The organism is Ochrobactrum sp. PL_is501 (genome assembly GCF_055816895.1).
This window is the reverse complement of the sequence record NZ_JBVPGR010000035.1, coordinates 416332-432775: the sequence shown is the minus strand read 5'-3', so window position 1 is coordinate 432775 and position 16444 is coordinate 416332. Positions and strand designations below refer to the sequence as shown.

Annotated in this window: 19 protein-coding genes and 1 tRNA gene; 11 read left to right on the top strand and 9 right to left on the bottom strand. The window is 55.9% G+C overall.

What is annotated here, in order from left to right; all coding sequences use genetic code 11:
* Nucleotides 1–133 precede the first annotated feature (133 nt).
* From AC0TOF_RS13355 to AC0TOF_RS13345, 3 genes are read left to right on the top strand one after another with little or no spacing between them, the layout of a single operon-like run.
* Nucleotides 134–565 (top strand): hypothetical protein, encoded by a 432-nt coding sequence (locus AC0TOF_RS13355; RefSeq protein ID WP_473768603.1) that lies wholly within the window; start codon nt 134–136, stop codon nt 563–565.
* Nucleotides 558–770 carry a hypothetical protein gene (locus AC0TOF_RS13350; RefSeq protein ID WP_473768602.1) on the top strand — a complete coding sequence of 71 codons (213 nt, stop codon included), beginning with the start codon at nt 558–560 and terminating at the stop codon, nt 768–770. The genes AC0TOF_RS13355 and AC0TOF_RS13350 overlap by 8 nt, the downstream gene beginning before the upstream one ends.
* Entirely contained in the window at nt 763–954 is a 192-nt protein-coding gene (locus AC0TOF_RS13345; RefSeq protein ID WP_025090253.1) for a helix-turn-helix transcriptional regulator, read from the top strand. Before AC0TOF_RS13350 ends, AC0TOF_RS13345 begins: the two co-directional genes overlap by 8 nt.
* Nucleotides 955–978: 24 nt before the next feature.
* On the opposite strand, the gene AC0TOF_RS13340 is transcribed toward AC0TOF_RS13345, so the two are convergent.
* Together AC0TOF_RS13340 and AC0TOF_RS13335 are read right to left on the bottom strand one after the other, a co-directional pair.
* Complete coding sequence (locus AC0TOF_RS13340) at nt 979–2256, bottom strand: tyrosine-type recombinase/integrase (protein WP_473768601.1); 1278 nt, start codon at nt 2254–2256, stop codon at nt 979–981.
* 192 nt (nt 2257–2448) lie between these two features.
* A tRNA-Ser gene (locus AC0TOF_RS13335) sits at nt 2449–2538 on the bottom strand.
* Nucleotides 2539–2879: 341 nt separating this feature from the next.
* On the opposite strand from AC0TOF_RS13335, the gene AC0TOF_RS13330 reads away from it, so the two are divergent.
* Complete coding sequence (locus tag AC0TOF_RS13330; RefSeq protein WP_473768600.1) at nt 2880–3338, top strand: YbaK/EbsC family protein; 459 nt, start codon at nt 2880–2882, stop codon at nt 3336–3338.
* Between the two features lie 304 nt (nt 3339–3642).
* Nucleotides 3643–4104 carry an iron-responsive transcriptional regulator RirA gene (gene rirA, locus AC0TOF_RS13325; protein WP_122002282.1) on the top strand — a complete coding sequence of 154 codons (462 nt, stop codon included), beginning with the start codon at nt 3643–3645 and terminating at the stop codon, nt 4102–4104.
* Nucleotides 4105–4157: 53 nt separating this feature from the next.
* Here the strand turns inward: rirA and AC0TOF_RS13320 are convergent, their stop codons facing one another.
* From AC0TOF_RS13320 to hemP, 5 genes are read right to left on the bottom strand one after another with little or no spacing between them, the layout of a single operon-like run.
* The gene (locus tag AC0TOF_RS13320) at nt 4158–4961 is read right to left on the bottom strand and encodes a heme ABC transporter ATP-binding protein (RefSeq protein WP_473768599.1); all 804 of its coding nucleotides are present in this window, start codon (nt 4959–4961) and stop codon (nt 4158–4160) included.
* A gap of 7 nt (nt 4962–4968) precedes the next feature.
* Complete coding sequence (locus AC0TOF_RS13315) at nt 4969–6081, bottom strand: FecCD family ABC transporter permease (protein ID WP_473768598.1); 1113 nt, start codon at nt 6079–6081, stop codon at nt 4969–4971.
* Nucleotides 6082–6135: 54 nt separating this feature from the next.
* Nucleotides 6136–7026 carry a heme/hemin ABC transporter substrate-binding protein gene (locus AC0TOF_RS13310; protein WP_473768597.1) on the bottom strand — a complete coding sequence of 297 codons (891 nt, stop codon included), beginning with the start codon at nt 7024–7026 and terminating at the stop codon, nt 6136–6138.
* A gap of 10 nt (nt 7027–7036) precedes the next feature.
* Nucleotides 7037–8113 carry a hemin-degrading factor gene (locus tag AC0TOF_RS13305; protein ID WP_473768596.1) on the bottom strand — a complete coding sequence of 359 codons (1077 nt, stop codon included), beginning with the start codon at nt 8111–8113 and terminating at the stop codon, nt 7037–7039.
* A gap of 10 nt (nt 8114–8123) precedes the next feature.
* Complete coding sequence (gene hemP / locus AC0TOF_RS13300; RefSeq protein ID WP_473768624.1) at nt 8124–8258, bottom strand: hemin uptake protein HemP; 135 nt, start codon at nt 8256–8258, stop codon at nt 8124–8126.
* Nucleotides 8259–8607: 349 nt separating this feature from the next.
* Between hemP and AC0TOF_RS13295 the strand changes: the two genes are divergently transcribed.
* The 6 genes from AC0TOF_RS13295 (at nt 8608) to AC0TOF_RS13270 (ending at nt 14294) form a co-directional block, all read left to right on the top strand.
* Nucleotides 8608–10689, top strand: coding sequence for a TonB-dependent receptor domain-containing protein (locus tag AC0TOF_RS13295; RefSeq protein ID WP_473768595.1), 2082 nt, complete (start codon nt 8608–8610; stop codon nt 10687–10689).
* 177 nt (nt 10690–10866) lie between these two features.
* Nucleotides 10867–11181 carry a heme-degrading protein HmuQ gene (hmuQ, locus tag AC0TOF_RS13290; RefSeq protein WP_473768594.1) on the top strand — a complete coding sequence of 105 codons (315 nt, stop codon included), beginning with the start codon at nt 10867–10869 and terminating at the stop codon, nt 11179–11181.
* Nucleotides 11182–11622: 441 nt separating this feature from the next.
* Nucleotides 11623–11934, top strand: coding sequence for a (2Fe-2S)-binding protein (locus AC0TOF_RS13285; RefSeq protein WP_012093011.1), 312 nt, complete (start codon nt 11623–11625; stop codon nt 11932–11934).
* Nucleotides 11900–12385 carry a bacterioferritin gene (gene bfr / locus AC0TOF_RS13280; RefSeq protein WP_006468896.1) on the top strand — a complete coding sequence of 162 codons (486 nt, stop codon included), beginning with the start codon at nt 11900–11902 and terminating at the stop codon, nt 12383–12385. The genes AC0TOF_RS13285 and bfr overlap by 35 nt, the downstream gene beginning before the upstream one ends.
* Nucleotides 12386–12513: 128 nt before the next feature.
* Nucleotides 12514–13827: a 30S ribosomal protein S12 methylthiotransferase RimO gene (rimO, locus tag AC0TOF_RS13275; protein WP_122003585.1), complete on the top strand. Its 1314-nt coding sequence runs from the start codon at nt 12514–12516 to the stop codon at nt 13825–13827.
* On the top strand, nt 13827–14294 hold the full coding sequence (locus AC0TOF_RS13270; RefSeq protein ID WP_473768593.1) for a GNAT family N-acetyltransferase: 468 nt from the start codon (nt 13827–13829) through the stop codon (nt 14292–14294). Before rimO ends, AC0TOF_RS13270 begins: the two co-directional genes overlap by 1 nt.
* A gap of 75 nt (nt 14295–14369) precedes the next feature.
* Here AC0TOF_RS13270 and AC0TOF_RS13265 read toward each other — a convergent pair whose 3' ends face one another.
* Nucleotides 14370–15437 carry a BMP family ABC transporter substrate-binding protein gene (locus AC0TOF_RS13265; RefSeq protein WP_473768592.1) on the bottom strand — a complete coding sequence of 356 codons (1068 nt, stop codon included), beginning with the start codon at nt 15435–15437 and terminating at the stop codon, nt 14370–14372.
* An 82-nt stretch (nt 15438–15519) separates the two neighbouring features.
* On the bottom strand, nt 15520–16440 hold the full coding sequence (locus AC0TOF_RS13260) for an ABC transporter permease (RefSeq protein ID WP_473768591.1): 921 nt from the start codon (nt 16438–16440) through the stop codon (nt 15520–15522).
* Nucleotides 16441–16444 lie beyond the last annotated feature (4 nt).

The window sequence follows — 16444 nt, the reverse complement described above, 5'->3', positions numbered from 1 at the left end:
GCTACCCTGACCCAACACCGCTTATCTGGCTGGCCTTTATCGGACTAGCAGCCCTGTTTGCACTTGCTGGCGGGGCACTGTTCTACCTCAGTTACCACCTCATTCGTGCAACTCTTTTCTATGTAGGTGTGCTATGACTTCCGACCTCATTACCCGCCTCTCCAAGCTAGACGCGCCTGACAGGGAGGTGGATGCAGAGATAATGTCTCTGTTCTACGTGCGCGGGAAACGCCACATTGGCGCATACATGGAAAATGACTTCGGGATAGATGAACCTGTCGATAGTGACGTATGGATTGATCCTATTACCGACCGTTGGGTTTCCACGTCCGCGCTTTTTTTCACCGCCTCTAAAGACGCCATTATCGCGCTGGCTCGCAGGCTATACCCTGATGTGATGTATCGCGTCGGCAACGATGGCGAAGGACCAGACCCGAGCCTGTATCTGGGTGAACTATTCATTCCCGGCGAACAGAAGGACAGCTATTTCACCGGCCACTCGCCATTTGATGCGGTCAGCCTCTGCATCGCCCTCTTGCGCGCAAAGGAGGCAGAACGTGACTGATTTTTCCAATTTCTGCCGTTTCAATGTCGAGACGTACCTGCTGGACACATGGCTGCATATGCACCACGACCAAAAGCCGGTCAGCGACGAACAGGTTATCGAAGAAGTCAGACACAGCATCATTCAGGGCCGCATTAGTCTTTTGAAGCGACATATTGAACGCATGGAAGTCATCTTGCGCGCAAAGGAGGCTAACCATGTTTGACTGCGAGACCACTCGGTTGATGCCTCTGCAGGAAGTGATAAAGATCACAGGAATCCAACGGGCAACGATATACAAGAAAATTAACGAAGGCAGCTTTCCAAAGGCGGTTAAACTCAGCCCTACCTGCGTCAGATGGCGCTCAGACGAGATTCAACAATGGATCGAAGAATTACCAAGGCATTAGAGAGCGGGGGAACCCGCTCTTTTCTTATTCGCCAATCTCGCCAAATATCGTCGGCGCTGACCGCCTACGTCCACCCAGAAGATCGGCGGCAGGCAACGCCCCTTCTAACAGCTTATCGGCCCATATCTGCGCCAGCTCAGCGCGGCGAACCATGTGTTGTGCTCGATTGTACGCGGCCTCGACCTTGTCCTTCGGCTTGTGTGCCAGCATGGCGTCGATAACGTACCTTTCCGCTGGAAACTCTTCATTCATTACCGTCGAAAATGTTGACCGCCAGCCATGCGGCACATGCCTATGAGGAAATCCCGCCCGATTGAGAAGATATCCAAGCGCATTCTCACTCATTGGCTTGTGTGCATGCCGCGCATTCGGAAATACATAAGGACCCTTTCCGGTCAGAGTATGCACCGCCTTGAGCGTTTCCAATGCTTGGCGCGATAGCGGAACCTCGTGATCGTTGCGATCATCATCCTTCATCGCTTTGCGCAGCTTCATCCGCGCAGCCGGGATCCTCCATATTGGTTTTTCTGGATCCACGTCTGCCAGCTCATCCCACCGCGTGGTAATCAACGTGCCGGGGCGAACAACGGTCAGCGCCAGCAGCCGCATGGCGAGCCGAGTAACGGGATGTGCAGGCTCACGATCGAGTGCTGCTATTATCTCTCGCGCCTCGGCCAATGTCGCGACGGCAGGCTGGCGTCCTTTCTGGATCGGCGTGAGTGCTTTTTGAACGATTGCCGCAGGATCATTCAATCCTTTGCCGCTAGCTATGGCAAAAACAAACACAGCAGACATGCGCTGCCGAACTCTATGTGCCGTTTCGATTGCAGGGCGCTTTTCGATCTTTCTCAGCACTTCAAGCACGTCAGGCGGAGTGATGTCGTATATTGCGGTTGAACCGAGATCAGGAAAAACATCCCTCTCCAAACTGGTAATCACGTCATCCGCGTGCCTTTCGACCCAAGATGACTTCTGCAGCTCGAACCAGTCTCGCGCTACCCTCTCAAATGTGTTTGCGTCGGGATCTGGTGGACCTGCTTTTAATTTCCGTCTTTCTACAGCCGGGTCTATCCCAGCCTTGACCAGCTTCCGCGCCTCATCGCGGAGCTGCCTCGCTTCCGCGAGCGATACTTCGGGATATGAATCGAAGGAAAGTACTTTGGGTTTTCCGGCGAACCGATATCGAAAACGCCAGACCTTTGAGCCGGCAGGCGTCACAAAAATGGATAGCCCTTGGGAATCGGTCAGATGATAACCTTTATCGCCTGCCCTCGCTTTTTTTATGGCCGTATCTGTAAGCATCAGCCCTCCCAGACCGTATACACATCGCACTTTGCGCGATGTACACATTTCCGGAGGCCGCTATACACATCATATACACAAAATGTGAAGCTTGACGTAGCTGGCGGTAGATCGCGCTGGATAGTGAAGTGAGGAAAAACGCCCGGAAATGCAAGAGAAATAGCGCAGCACAGCGAAGTGTGGATTGTATACTGGCGGAGGGGGTGGGATTCGAACCCACGGTACAGTCTCCTGCACGCCGGTTTTCAAGACCGGTGCCTTAAACCGCTCGGCCACCCCTCCATACGATTGCTTCATTACGCTTTCCCAGTTTTAGGGAAAGCAGCAAACGGAACCACGCTACCGATTTGTGACCAATCGCTCAGCGAGTGACTTCTTAGCAGCTTTTCTTTTCACGTCAACGTGCACTGTTTCATTCGCCAGTATTCTAGACATAAGGAAACGCAACCAGCGGCGGCGACCGCCCGCTCCTTCCCATCTAAGGTGCGGGCCTTGTTGCGAACCGAGGCTTCGATCTGGTAGAAACTCATGCCAAAACGCCGCAGAAAACCAGTGGGTCTTGTTCTGCGGCAGAATACGGCATAAACTTGAGTTTAATAATCAAAATAAGAAAAAGGGAAGCTATGAGTCTGGATTCCGTAAAGGCCTTTTTTGCGGCGAAAGCGCCTGAAATCGAAGTGATTGAACTTCCAACAAGCACCGCCACTGTCGTTCTCGCCGCAGAAGCACATGGTGTCGAGCCGGGACAGATCGCCAAAACGCTTTCCTTTTCAGCAAAGGACCAGACCATTCTCATCGTTACCCGTGGCGATGCCCGCATCGATAATCGCAAATTCAAGGATCAGTTTGGAACCAAGCCGCGCATGCTGGATGCCGAGAGCGTTCTTGCGCAAACCAGCCATCCCGTAGGAGGTGTCTGCCCATTTGGACTGCCTAGCGCCCTGCCCGTTTATTGCGATGTATCGCTGAAGAGTTTCGAGGAAGTCGTGCCAGCAGCCGGGGCGACAAACAGCGCCGTGCGCATCGCTCCTCACAAAATGGCAGAACTGGTCCGCGCCGAGTGGATAGATGTCTGCCAGTAGGTTTTGCGGCGAATAAGGGGGCCGCAGCTAACAACAATTTTTCCCCTTTAAAGATGAGAAAAGACTTCATATATTTTAAGAATGATTCTAAAGTGGGTTAAGAAACAAATACCCTTCTTTAGCGCATGATCCGGCGGAGCCTTCAACCTGTCTGGATCATACATGCGAAGACGACCAGAATTTTGAAGCAGTTCCGAAACAGGGATGAACCGTTTGCGGTTGGAATTGCGAAATCAAGGATCGGATTATCGCTGCCTTCGCATTGAGGCGTGCAGTACTCCGAGACGTGTTGAAAGGAACAGTGATGCGTCTTACCCGCCAGACGAATTATGCCGTTCGTATGCTCATGTACTGCGCTGCCAATGACGGCAAGCTCAGCCGTATTCCCGAAATTGCGCGCGCTTACGGCGTTTCTGAACTATTCTTGTTCAAGATTCTACAGCCGCTCGTTGAGCATGGACTGGTAAACACGGTGCGCGGTCGCAACGGCGGTGTGCGCCTTGGTCGGGCGGCCAAGGACATTTCTCTCTTCGATGTCGTGCGTGTGACCGAAGAAAACTTCGCCATGGCTGAGTGCTTCGAAAATGACGCTACCGAATGCCCGCTGGTCGATAGCTGTGCGCTCAATTCGGCACTCCGTGAGGCACTCAACGCCTTTTTCGGTGTTCTGATGAAGTACAGCATTGCAGATCTCGTCAAGGCGCGCCCGAATGTGCGTCACCTGCTTGGTCTTGATGAAATGGAAGAAGAGCGCGTGGCGGGCTGACGGCTCGATACCGAAGCGCGAACGAATAGGTCCGGCTTGCTACCGGACCTTTTTCATTCTGCGGCTGCGCGATAAGCAGACTGTGGCAATACGAAAGGCACACCCTTTTCAGGCGGAACGCCTACCCGCAATGTGCATTCATAGACGCGTTCAAGCCGCTCATCGGTCAGCGCTTCGCGCGGCGTGCCCATTACGTCAAGCTTGCCCTTGCTCATCACTGCGATACGATCGGCGAACATGGCAGTCAGGTTAAGGTCGTGCAGGATCGCGATCACTCCACCGCCTGCGGCCGCAAAATCTCTCGCAATCTCCATCACGACGATCTGATGCCGTATATCGAGGCTTGAAATCGGCTCATCCAGAAACAGATACCGCGCTTTCCCGTCGATAACCGGCTTCCAGACCTGACACAGAACACGGGCAAGCTGCACGCGCTGTTGCTCTCCGCCGGAAAGCTCCTGGTAGAGCCGCCCACCGAAACCGGCAAGATCAACCCTTTGCAAGGCGAGATCGGGCAGCCGCTTTTCTTCATCGCGAGAAACGCCGCTATAGCCGCCCGTAAGCCCGATCTTCACGATTTCCCGTACCGTGAAGGGAAATGACAGGGCGCTCGCTTGCGGCAGTACGGCCCGGCGCGCCGCCATCTGCCACGGCTGGATTTCCGCGAAGGATTGGCCATCGAGGCAAGCCGTTCCAGTATATGCAACGTCACCGGAAAGCGCACGCAGCAGCGTGGTCTTACCGGAGCCGTTGGGCCCGACGATTGCCGTCACCTCGCCCGGTTTGGCGGAAAAGCCGATGTCGCTGATGATGTTTTTGCCCGACAGGCTTACGCTCAATGAGTTTGTTTCAATCATGACAGCCTCACAGATCGAGCAGGCCGCGCTGGCGCAGCAATATCCAGAGGAAGAACGGCGCACCGAAAAGCGCGGTGATGATGCCGATCGGCAATTCTGCGGGAGCCACAATCGTGCGGCTTACCGCATCTGCGAGCAGCAGAAGCGTCGCACCCAGCAAGGCCGATGCTGGCAGCAGATAGCGATGATCCGGACCGATCCCGAGGCGCAGCATATGCGGCACCACGATACCGATAAAGCCAATCCCGCCTGCGACGGCGACCGTCGCGCCGGTGGCGGCAGCCACCGTGACAATGGCGATGTTTTTGATGCGCTGCACCTGAATGCCGAGATGGCCAGCGGCAGCTTCTCCAAGAGCCAGCGCATTGAGGCCCCGCGCCAGCAAGGGCGACACGACGAGGACGGCGGCAATGATCGGACCTGCGGCGCCAATCTTCGCCCAAGTGGAGCCGGCAAGCGAGCCAAGGCCCCAGAATGTCAGGTCCCGGAGCTGACGGTCATCGGCCAGATAGATAAGCCCACCGGTGGCAGCACCTGCTAAGGCCGCCAGTGCGATACCAGCAAGCAACATGGTTGCCACAGAGGTTCGGCCTCGCCGTGTCGCCACTCGATAGAGTAGAAACGTACTGCAAAGCCCGCCCAGAAATGCGGCTAGCGGCAGCGCATAGACGCCAAGCATCGCAATGACAGGCGCAAGAACTGTGCCGCCCAAAACAATCATGGATACCGCTCCAAGGCTTGCTCCGGCAGAAACGCCGACGAGACCCGGATCGGCAAGCGGGTTGCGGAAAAGACCCTGCATGACAGCCCCGGAAACCGCAAGCCCCGCTCCTATCAGCATGCCCATGACGATGCGCGGCAGGCGGATTTCGACGATGATCAGATGATCGCGCCGGAATGCATCCGCGCCCTCGGCTCCGCCGGAGGTCAGGGCGCGCAGAACCGAAAGCACGGACGCATCCGAAGCGCCAGCCGTAAGACTGAAAAGAGCAGCGATGCACAAGGCCATCGCGAGCAATATGATGGTGAGCCGCGCGCGTGCCGCACGATCTCCCGTGTCATTTTGTGAAAGACGCGCTGCAATGCGCTGTTCTCGCACCACGCGACCTTGGATTGTCATTTCGAATAATCCTTGCAATCAGGCTCGCGCTTGAACCGCGCAAGCCCGACCATGTTACTGCCCCGTAGGAGCGCCATAGAGTTTTGCCGACAGGTCACGAATGGCAGCGCCGGTTCGCGGCCCGAAACCCAACAGATAGGACGCCTCCATCGAAATGATGTTCCCGTTGCGCCCCGCTGGTGTTGCCGCGATAGCCGGGTTTTTCAGTAGTGATTCCGGCGTCATCCCATCCGAACCTGTATTCATGATCAGGATCATATCAGGCGCCTTTTTCTCAACGGCCTCGTCGGTCAGCTGCTTGTATCCGTGATACTCGCTGATCACGTTTTCACCGCCTGCAAGCCTGATCATGCCATCAGCCGCAGTGCCGGTGCCTGATGCCATCATGCGTCCGCCCGGAGCCGACAGTACGAAAAGCACACGTTTGCGCGGGTTGTGACCCACCGCAGCCTTTTCAGCCGCTTCGATATCACGAGAAACTTCGGCGGCGAGTTCCTTGGCCTTCTCTTCCTGACCGAGAGCCTTGCCCACGATCTCGATTTTCCTGACGACGCTTTCGCCGGTGAAGGCCTCCGGCACGACGATCATTGGCACGGACGCCTTTTTTAGAACATCGAGCGTATCCTGCGGGCCGCTGCCTTCCAGAAGCAGAATGCCGGTTGGATTGACCGAAAGAACGCCTTCGGGCGCAAGCTGGCGCATATATCCTACATCGAGCAGCTTCTTCGCCGCGTCGGGATAAATGCTCGTCTGATCACGCCCCGCGAGCATTTTTTCCGCGCCGAGAGCGTAGACTATTTCCGTCAGTGATCCGCCAACGGAAACAATGCGCGACGTGTCGGTGAAATGATCGACCGTTTCAGCGCGAGCCGTACCAGCAGCGAGCGACAAGGCGATGGCAACCAGGCCTGCGCCGCGCCTGAAACACGTAAAAATAAACGACATCGCCGTCACCTTACGCAGCCGACGACTGTGGCAGACGCGGAAGATTTTCCACAATCATGCGCCAGTCCGCCAGTTCCGCTTCGCCTTCATGACGCTCACCAAAAAACTGAACGATCAGCTCGCCATTGGCATCATAGGCTTCCAGCGATGTGACATGACCGTCCTTCGTTGGCTTGCGCACGACCCATACATCGGCAATGTGATCGGTGCGCAGATGCATGTGGAAAGTTGGGTCCAGCACATTCAGCCACGGCCCCATCATCTTGATCTCGTGGATCAGCCCCGTGTGAATCTGGATGCAGCCGCGACTTCCGACAAAACACATGATTGGCAGCTTTTCCTGCACCGCATGGTTCATCGTGGCTTCAACCGAGGAGGTATCGACCCGCCAAGCGAAATCATGACCGGCAAGATGCACGGCCTGATGCCGGTCAACGCCAAAATCCTTCAGCAAGCCGACAAACTGGTGCACATCGGTCAGAGCACCCCAACGCTCGCGGAATGCGTCAATATCGAGAAGAGACACATCCGCCTTCGGCCCCTTGGGAGCAAGGATGCTGGTTTCGATAACAGGTGACTGATCGTCCAGCAGCATATCAGCAACGAGCGCCTCATAGGCTGCAATATTAGAAGCCGAACGCAGGTGAATCTTGAAGACTGCCTCGCCGGTGGCGTCGAAGAACTGCAGGCTGCGGCGCGTTGCTTCGCCATCCTGTTTGGCAACGGCAAAACCGTGAACCCAGTGCTTCGGGAAAATGCGAAGGTCGATTTCCTTGCCGAGCGCCAGCGAAGCATGCGGGCCCCAGATCGTCTTTTCAAAAGGTCCGATCTTTTCATGAACAACGCTTTCATTGCGCGTCAGAGCCATGATTTCACCGACAGATGCGATGCGGTTCAACAGCGTTTCGACATCGGCACGAATGCGCCGCGCAGAAATCGGCGCTGTCTCGGGCTGCCCGCAATGTGCTGCAACAAAATCGGCTTCTGATACACTGAGGAACTGCGCAAAATCACGTTCACGCATTTTCGGATTATCAGCCCGTGCCTTGAGAATCGCCTCTGGGGAGGGCTTGGTATGGGTCGTCATCTGATGTTGCCTATTTGTTAAGGATGAGCTTGCCTTGGCGGGTTATCCTGAGGCGATAGAGAGAGCCGCCGTGCTCTATGCCCACTTCCCGGGAGCCGTCGAAAAGTTCGCGGCTGCCATAGGTCTTCAGTTGCGGCTCAAGCACACTCTCGCCGAGGCGAGGTTTTATCTGAGCCGGAACAGTTTCGTTCGAATCGCTGCGGAGCTGGCTTTCAGGAATGCAATTTGCTGTCCGCTCGGAAACGGGTCCGCGCGGCAACCGCACCTGCATGTCGATATGGATACGCCTGTTCATTCTCTTGCCTCAGCATCGACTTTCCACACGGTGATGACAGCAAATTTGTTTTGTTGACATCAATAGTCATGTTTATTAATCACTGCATTACTGGAATAAACGAGTCAAGTTTAAATCTCGCTTTTTCCAGCGCCAGCCAGGGAGAAATTTTCTTCCCAGCCAGCACGCGGCCTTTTCCCGAGGGGGAAGTCATAAACAATTGAATTTTTTGGATTTCTTCGTCGACCATCGGGCCGACGAAGCGCGTCTGGTCATGAAGGAAACATTGGAAATGCGGGCGACTGGTGGGGTTTACAAAAGGTCATTTCAGGCAAGCACGGGGCTTGCTGTCATTCTCGTGGCGATGACGTCACAGGCATTCGCGCAAGAGCAGAAAGCGGCTGAAGATGAAGCCGCCGTCGCGCTGAAAACAATCACTATTCGCAGAGCGAACGACGCGCAGGTGCCGACCTCAGTCACGGCGCCCGTGGGCAAGGTGAACCGCGAAGAGATCAATCGCTTCGGTGGCGCGAAACTCGATGATGTGCTGCGCGGAACCGCAGGCGTCTTCACCCTCCAGAGCGGCTCCAACCCGGGTGTCGCCGTCAATATCCGCGGCTTCGAGGGTTCCGGTCGCGTCAACATGATGATTGATGGCGTACCGCAGAGCTATCGCAATACCGCGCATGATGCACAGGGCTATGCCTATATCGATCCCAACCTGCTGTCCGAAATCGATGTGGCGCGCGGCGCGGTCACGACCGAAGGCGGCACCGCTCTCGCAGGAAGCGTCAACTTCCGCACGCTCGGCGTTGACGATGTCATTCTCGACGGCAAGGACAAGGGCGTTCTCGGCCGTGCCTCCTGGGGCAGCAATGGAACCGGCTTCTCCGAAATGCTGGCGGGTGCGGCCCGCGTCAATTCCATCGGGCTTGTTGCCGCAATCAGCCGTCACGATTCCAACAACTACAAGAACGGCGACGGCGTTACTGTCGAGAAGTCCGGCGAGGAACTGACCTCCGGCCTGTTCAAAGCCGAGTTCGGTCTTGGCGAGGACCAGAAGCTGACACTTGGTGGCGTCCTCTACAACAACCACTACGGAACGTATGCGACCGGCTACCGTCCGGGAACCTATACGATCTACGATATGTTCCTCCAGAACCGCACATTCTTCGCACAGTATAACTATAACCCGTCCGACAACAATCTCATCGACCTTGATGTCAACGTGTACCACAACAGCACGCTGCAAAACTGGGTGGGCGGCAATGGCAGCTATGTAGGGCGTCAGATTTCAACGGACACCACAGGGATGACCGCCTCAAACACGTCGCGCTTCACCTTTGGTGATGTAGCTGTTGCGTGGAAGAACGGCTTTGAAATCAACCGCGACAATGCAGGCGGCAACATCACTGGCGTCAACCCGACGGATGCCAACTCCAATCGCGGCGCAGTCTTCTCGGAGGCGACCTGGAATTATCAGGCCCTGCAAGTCGTCACCGGCCTGCGCTACGATTATTTCAAGCTCGAGAGCGAAGACAGCTCCATTTCGAACAGCGATGGCGAACTCAGCCCCAAGGTCACAGTTGCTTATAACCTGACCGACTGGCTGCAGCCCTACATCACCTATGCGCATTCCATGCGCTCGCCAACCTTGCAGGAAACCTTCCTTGGTGGCGTTGCCCATGCGGGTACAACAGGTTTGCGGGGCAATCCAGACCTGCGCCCTGAAAAGCAGCGCGGCTGGGAGTTCGGCGTCAATATCGCACGCGACGGCATCTTTACAGCGGAAGACGGCCTGCGTGTTAAGGCCAACTACTACATGATGCGAGTTGAAGACTATATCACAGCCTCCAGCACGAACAGTCAGTTCATCAACGTGGACGGCACTTCCGATGTGAAAGGTTTCGAACTCGACGCTCGTTATGACGCTGGCTTCGCCTTCGGTGGCATTGCTTATACGCATTCCACCTCTGAACTGCCCAAACAAACGGCAGGGCTTGGAGCGAACCAGTATTTACCGGAAGACGTGGTAACGGTTACGGCCGGTGCGCGCTTTTTCGAGCGCAAGCTCGAAAGCGGCTTGCGGGTCCAGCACGTTTCGAGCGGTAGGAGCATCAGCGGAAGCGATACCGACCCTTACACGCTGGTGGATGTCTTCGCGAAGTACAAGTTCACCGATACGGTCGATCTTTCGCTTCAGGTGCTCAACATTGCCGACAAGAAATACACTCCTGCTCTCAGCACCTATGGTTCTGGCCGCGGACGCACATTCCTCGTTTCGACCCAGTTCCAGTTCTAAAACTTCGGGAGGCGTTCTAGCCTCTCTTTCGAGATCGTCACATCTGTCAAGGCCGACCAACCTGACCGCGGCGGCCTTTTGATCCTGAGATGTGACGCGGCGAGTGCAGCCCTACCGCTGCACTCGCCGGAACTGTATAAAATAGCCAATCCCCAACCTGATGGAAAAGGATCAGCAATGTTCATAGCCATGAATCGCTTCAAGGTTCGCATCGGCAGCGAGGCCGACTTCGAGACTGTCTGGAAAAACCGTGACTCCAAATTGTCGGAACTGCCGGGTTTCGAAGGCTTTCACCTCCTGCGCGGCGCGACAAACGAAGAGGAAGGCTACACGCTTTATGCGTCGCATACAGTCTGGCGCAGTCGCGATGATTTCATCGCTTGGACCAAGTCCGAGCAGTTTCGCGATGCGCATCGCAACGCTGGCGATAACAAGGCGCTCTATATGGGGCCTCCGCAGTTTGAAGGTTTCAGCTCCGTCCTCGGCGCCTGACACCTATCCACAAGATGCGGCGAAATGGCGCACAACCTCATGGCGGCGCGATTCAAACGTCGCCGTGAGGGCAATTAAACTCAATTGTCTTTTAAAGATGGGTAGTTAACTCATATTTAGAACGATTCCAAGTTATTGATTTTTAGAACCTTTCAAAAACATAAAAATTGACAGAACAAAGCTTCACCGGCCATAACCTGACTTAATTTGGTGGGTTTTAAAAGTCCTACCCAAGTACTGCCTTTAATGTTCGGGCCTTTAACCCTTGCAATTGGAGGAACCTTTGACCGGTTCAGTTCGGCCTTGCGCCACAAGCAAAATAAAGCTGCCAGTTTTTCTGCGTAGCCAAACAGTTGAAGTACAGTTAGAGCCGGTAAAGTCTCTCCACACGATGCTTTTCGCGTTTGATTTCTGCTTTGCAGGCATGGGGGATGTCTCCTCATGCTAGTGTGCAGCTGCAACGTTATTACCGATAAAGACATTGAAGCCGTCGTTATCGAGCTTCTCGATCAGGATTGCTGGCAACTTATCGTTCCCGGCACCGTCTATAATGTCATGTCCAAGCGCGGCCGTTGCTGTGGCTGCTTCCCAAACGTCGTGGAAACGATCATAAGGGTGACTGAAGAGTATCATCTTCGTCATAACCAAATGGACGAAAACGTGGTCCAGTTCATGGATCGTGTACGTTCTCTACGCGACAAATTCGGGAGTTCATGGAATGAAAGGCGAACCAAAGGTCATCGAGCGGCTTAACGAGGCTCTGTTCCTCGAGCTTGGCGCTGTAAACCAGTACTGGCTTCACTACCGCCTCCTCAACGACTGGGGCTTCACGCGTCTTGCCAAGAAGGAACGTGAAGAATCGATTGAAGAAATGCATCACGCCGACAAGCTGATTGACCGCATTATCTTCCTGGAAGGCTTTCCAAACCTGCAGACCGTAGCTCCGCTGCGCATCGGCCAGAACGTCAAGGAAGTTCTGGAAGCCGACCTTGCAGGCGAATACGACGCCCGCGCTTCCTACAAGAAGTCCCGCGAAATCTGCGACGAACTCGGCGATTACGTTTCCAAGCAGCTTTTCGATGAGCTGCTGGCTGATGAGGAAGGCCATATCGACTTCCTCGAAACCCAGCTCGATCTTCTCGCCAAGATCGGCGAAGAACGTTACGGCCAGCTCAACGCGGCTCCTGCGGATCAGGCTGAGTAAGCAGATTCCCGTTTTGCGATTGAAAGCCGGAGCCCTGCGCTCCGGCTTTTTTTATCATCTTAACTTTACCGCTGCCCCTTTATCATGATATTGCGCGCGCAATTTTCCGAAATTCGCAAGGTATCACCATGAGCGCACCGCGCGTCAGTTTCGTTTCACTCGGCTGCCCGAAGGCGCTTGTCGATTCCGAACGCATCATCACCAGCCTTCGTTCCGAGGGCTATGAAATCTCCCGCAAGCATGACGGCGCCGATCTGGTGATCGTCAATACCTGCGGCTTTCTCGATTCAGCGCGCGATGAATCGCTGGATGCCATCGGCCTTGCTCTCAACGAAAACGGTAAGGTGATCGTTACCGGCTGCCTTGGCGCGGAGCCCGAGGTTATCCGCCAGCGCCACCCGAACGTGCTCGCGATCACCGGCCCGCAGGCCTATGAAAGCGTGATGAGCGCTGTGCATGAGGCGGCTCCTCCAGCACACGACCCGTTTGTCGATCTAGTGCCGCCACAGGGTGTAAAGCTGACTCCTCGCCATTACGCTTACTTGAAAATCTCCGAAGGCTGCTCGAACCGCTGCTCCTTCTGCATCATTCCGGCGCTGCGCGGCGATCTCGTGTCGCGCCCGATTGATCAGGTGCTGCGCGAAGCGGAAAAGCTGGTCAAGGCTGGCGTCAAGGAGATCCTCGTCATCTCGCAGGATACGAGCGCCTACGGCCTCGACATCAAGTATCAGGAAGCCATGTGGCAGGACCGCACCGTTCGCACCAAGTTCCTTGATCTCTCGCGGGAACTGGGCGAGATGGGCGTGTGGGTGCGTATGCACTATGTCTATCCCTATCCGCATGTCGATGAAGTCATTCCATTGATGGCGGAAGGCAAGATTCTGCCTTATCTGGATATTCCCTTCCAGCACGCCTCGCCTGCGGTGCTGAAGAACATGCGCCGTCCCGCCCATCAGGAGAAGACCTCGCGCCGCATTCAGTCCTGGCGCGAAACCTGCCCGGACCTGGCCGTGCGTTCCACCTTCATCGTCGGCTATCCCGGTGAAACGGAAGAAGATTTCCAGCTGCTTCTCGACTGGCTCGATGAAGCCAAGATCGAACGCGCCGGCTGCTTCAAATATGAGCCAGTCAAGGGCGCGAAGGCCAATGACCTCGGCCTTGAGCAGGTTCCGGAGGAAATCAAGGAAGCGCGCTGGCATCGTTTCATGGCCAAGCAACAGCAGATTTCGACCAATCTCCTCAAGAAGAAGGTCGGCAAGCGCCTGCCTGTTATCATCGATGAAGCAAATGGCACGGTCGGCAAAGGCCGCACGCGTTACGATGCGCCGGAAATCGACGGCAGCGTCCACATCCAGTCGCGCCGTCCGCTTCGCGTTGGCGACATCGTGACGGTGAAGATCGAGGCAAGTGACGCTTACGATCTGCACGGCATCGCGGTCTGATGGCGGCGGACGCAACCATAACGATCAGAAAAGCCGCCTCGGCTGACGTGGCTGCGATCGTCGCCATGCTGGCCGATGATGCGCTGGGCGCCAAGCGCGAAGATGCGAGCCTTCCCTTGCGGGATTCCTATCGCAGCGCCTTTGCAGCCATCGACGCCGATCCCAATCAGCTTCTGGCTGTCGTGGAACAGGATGGCGAGATTATTGGCTGCATGCAGATCAGCTTCATACCCGGCCTGTCCCGGTTGGGCATGTGGCGCGGCCAGATCGAAAGCGTTCGGATTGCAAGCCACATTCGCGGCGGCGGAATTGGCCGCCGGATGATAGAGTGGGCAATCGATCAGTGCCGCGAACGCGGCTGTGGCCTGGTGCAACTGACAACGGACAAAGCGCGCTCGGATGCGCTGCGTTTCTATCAGTCGCTTGGCTTCGCCGATAGCCACGAAGGGCTTAAGCTATCGCTTTAACAGGCAATCCCAATACATTGTGACAAAAGAAAAAGGGCGCGATGAGCGCCCTTCTCTGTTTCAACATGGAAAAGCTTACTGCGGCAGTTTGTCGTCCACACCCGCGACGTAGAAATTGAGGCCCAGCAGGGACTTGTCATCAGCCTGTTCACCTTCCTTGAGCCAGACGGAACCGTCCTGCTTCTTGATCGGGCCGGTGAAAGGCTTCAATTCACCCGACTTGATCTTGGCTTCGGTTTCTTCCGCCAGCTTTTTCACGTCGTCCGGCATGTTGGTGTAAGGCGCCATCTTCACGAGACCTTCCTTCATGCCCCACCAGACATTCTGGCTCTTCCAGCTGCCATCGAGAACGGCCTTGGTACGGTCGATATAGTAAGGACCCCATTCGTCCACGACAGCGGTAAGCTGCGTGTCGGGCGCGAACTTGATCATGTCCGAAGCCTGACCAAACGCCTTGATGCCGCGGTCATGCGCCACCTGAATAGCAGCAGTGGAATCTGTATGCTGGGTAATGATGTCGACGCCCTGATCGATCAGAGCCTTGGCCGCATCGGCTTCCTTGCCCGGATCGAACCAGGAGTTGGCCCAGATCACCTTGACCTTGAAGTCAGGGTTGACGGACTGCGCGCCGAGCATGAATGCATTGATGCCCTGCACAACTTCCGGCACCGGCACGGAAGCGATGTAACCGGCGACACCCTTGGTCGACATCTTGGCAGCAATCACGCCCTGAACATAACGGCCTTCATAGAAGCGCGCATTATAGGCCGACATGTTGTCGGCGGTCTTGTAGCCGGTTGCGTGCTCGAACTTCACATCCGGAAACTTCTTGGCGACCTTGAGGGTCGGGTCCATATAGCCGAACGACGTCGTAAAGATCAGCTTGTTCCCTGCGCGCGCCAGACGTTCGATGGAACGTTCGGCGTCGGCACCTTCCGGCACGTTTTCCAGAAAGGTGGTTTCGATCTTGTCGCCAAGCGCCTCGACCAGTTCCTTGCGGGCCTGGTCATGCTGATAGGTCCAGCCGAAGTCGCCCGGAGGTCCAATATAGATGAAGCCTATTTTCAGTTTTTCTTCTGCATGCGCCGCGCCGCCGAGCATAAAGCTCGTTGCAGTGGCAATTGCCATAAGCGTCTTTTTCATGTTCCCTGCACTCCTTGTTTTTACCCACTAACCAAAACAAAAATCCTTGGGAGTGATTTTCGTTACCCCTTAACCGCTCGTCTTACCTGTCCGGCACGAACGGCTTGCCAAGCGAAGCTGGCGTATTCATCATCGTCAGGCGCTTGTTGCGCGAAATGATGACCAGTACCACAATCGTCGCAAGATAAGGCAGCGCAGACAGAAACTGCGACGGCAGACCAAAGCCGAGCGCCTGCGCGTGGAGCTGGCCGATAGTCACAGCACCGAACAAATAAGCACCGATCAACACCCGCCACGGTCGCCACGAAGCGAAAACCACAAGAGCAAGCGCGATCCACCCGCGCCCTGCAGTCATGTTTTCCACCCACTGCGGCACATAAACGAGCGATAATTGCGCACCTGCAAGACCGGCACAGGCCCCGCCGAACAGCACCGCCAGATAACGCGTGCGCACCACATGCACGCCGAGCGCATGCGCCGAGCCATGGCTGTCGCCAATGGCACGCAATGTAAGCCCTGCCCGTGTGCGGAACAGAAACCATGCAACGCCGACAACCAGCAGAATGGACATATAGAAGATGGGGTCCTGACCGAAGATGAACCGCCCGACAAGCGGGATATCGGTCAAATAGGGAATATGAACCGCTTCAAGCCGGACGCCGGGAAGCCCGACAAAGCTTTCGCCGAGCAAGGCCGATGCCCCAACGCCGAGAATTGTAAGCGCCAACCCGGTCGCCACCTGATTGGTGACAAGGGTGAGCGTGAGAAAGCCGAAGATTGCCGCGAACAGCACGCCGACCAACACAGCGGCGACCAGACCCAGCCAAGCCGAACCGGTCATCTGCGCGATGGCGAAACCGGACACAGCCCCCATAAGCATCATGCCTTCGACGCCGAGATTGAGCACGCCGGAGCGTTCGACCACCAGCTCGCCGATGGCAGCGATCAGGAGCGGCGTTGCAGCAGTTGCAATCGTAAGGAGAATAGCCTGCGACAAATCCATGAGA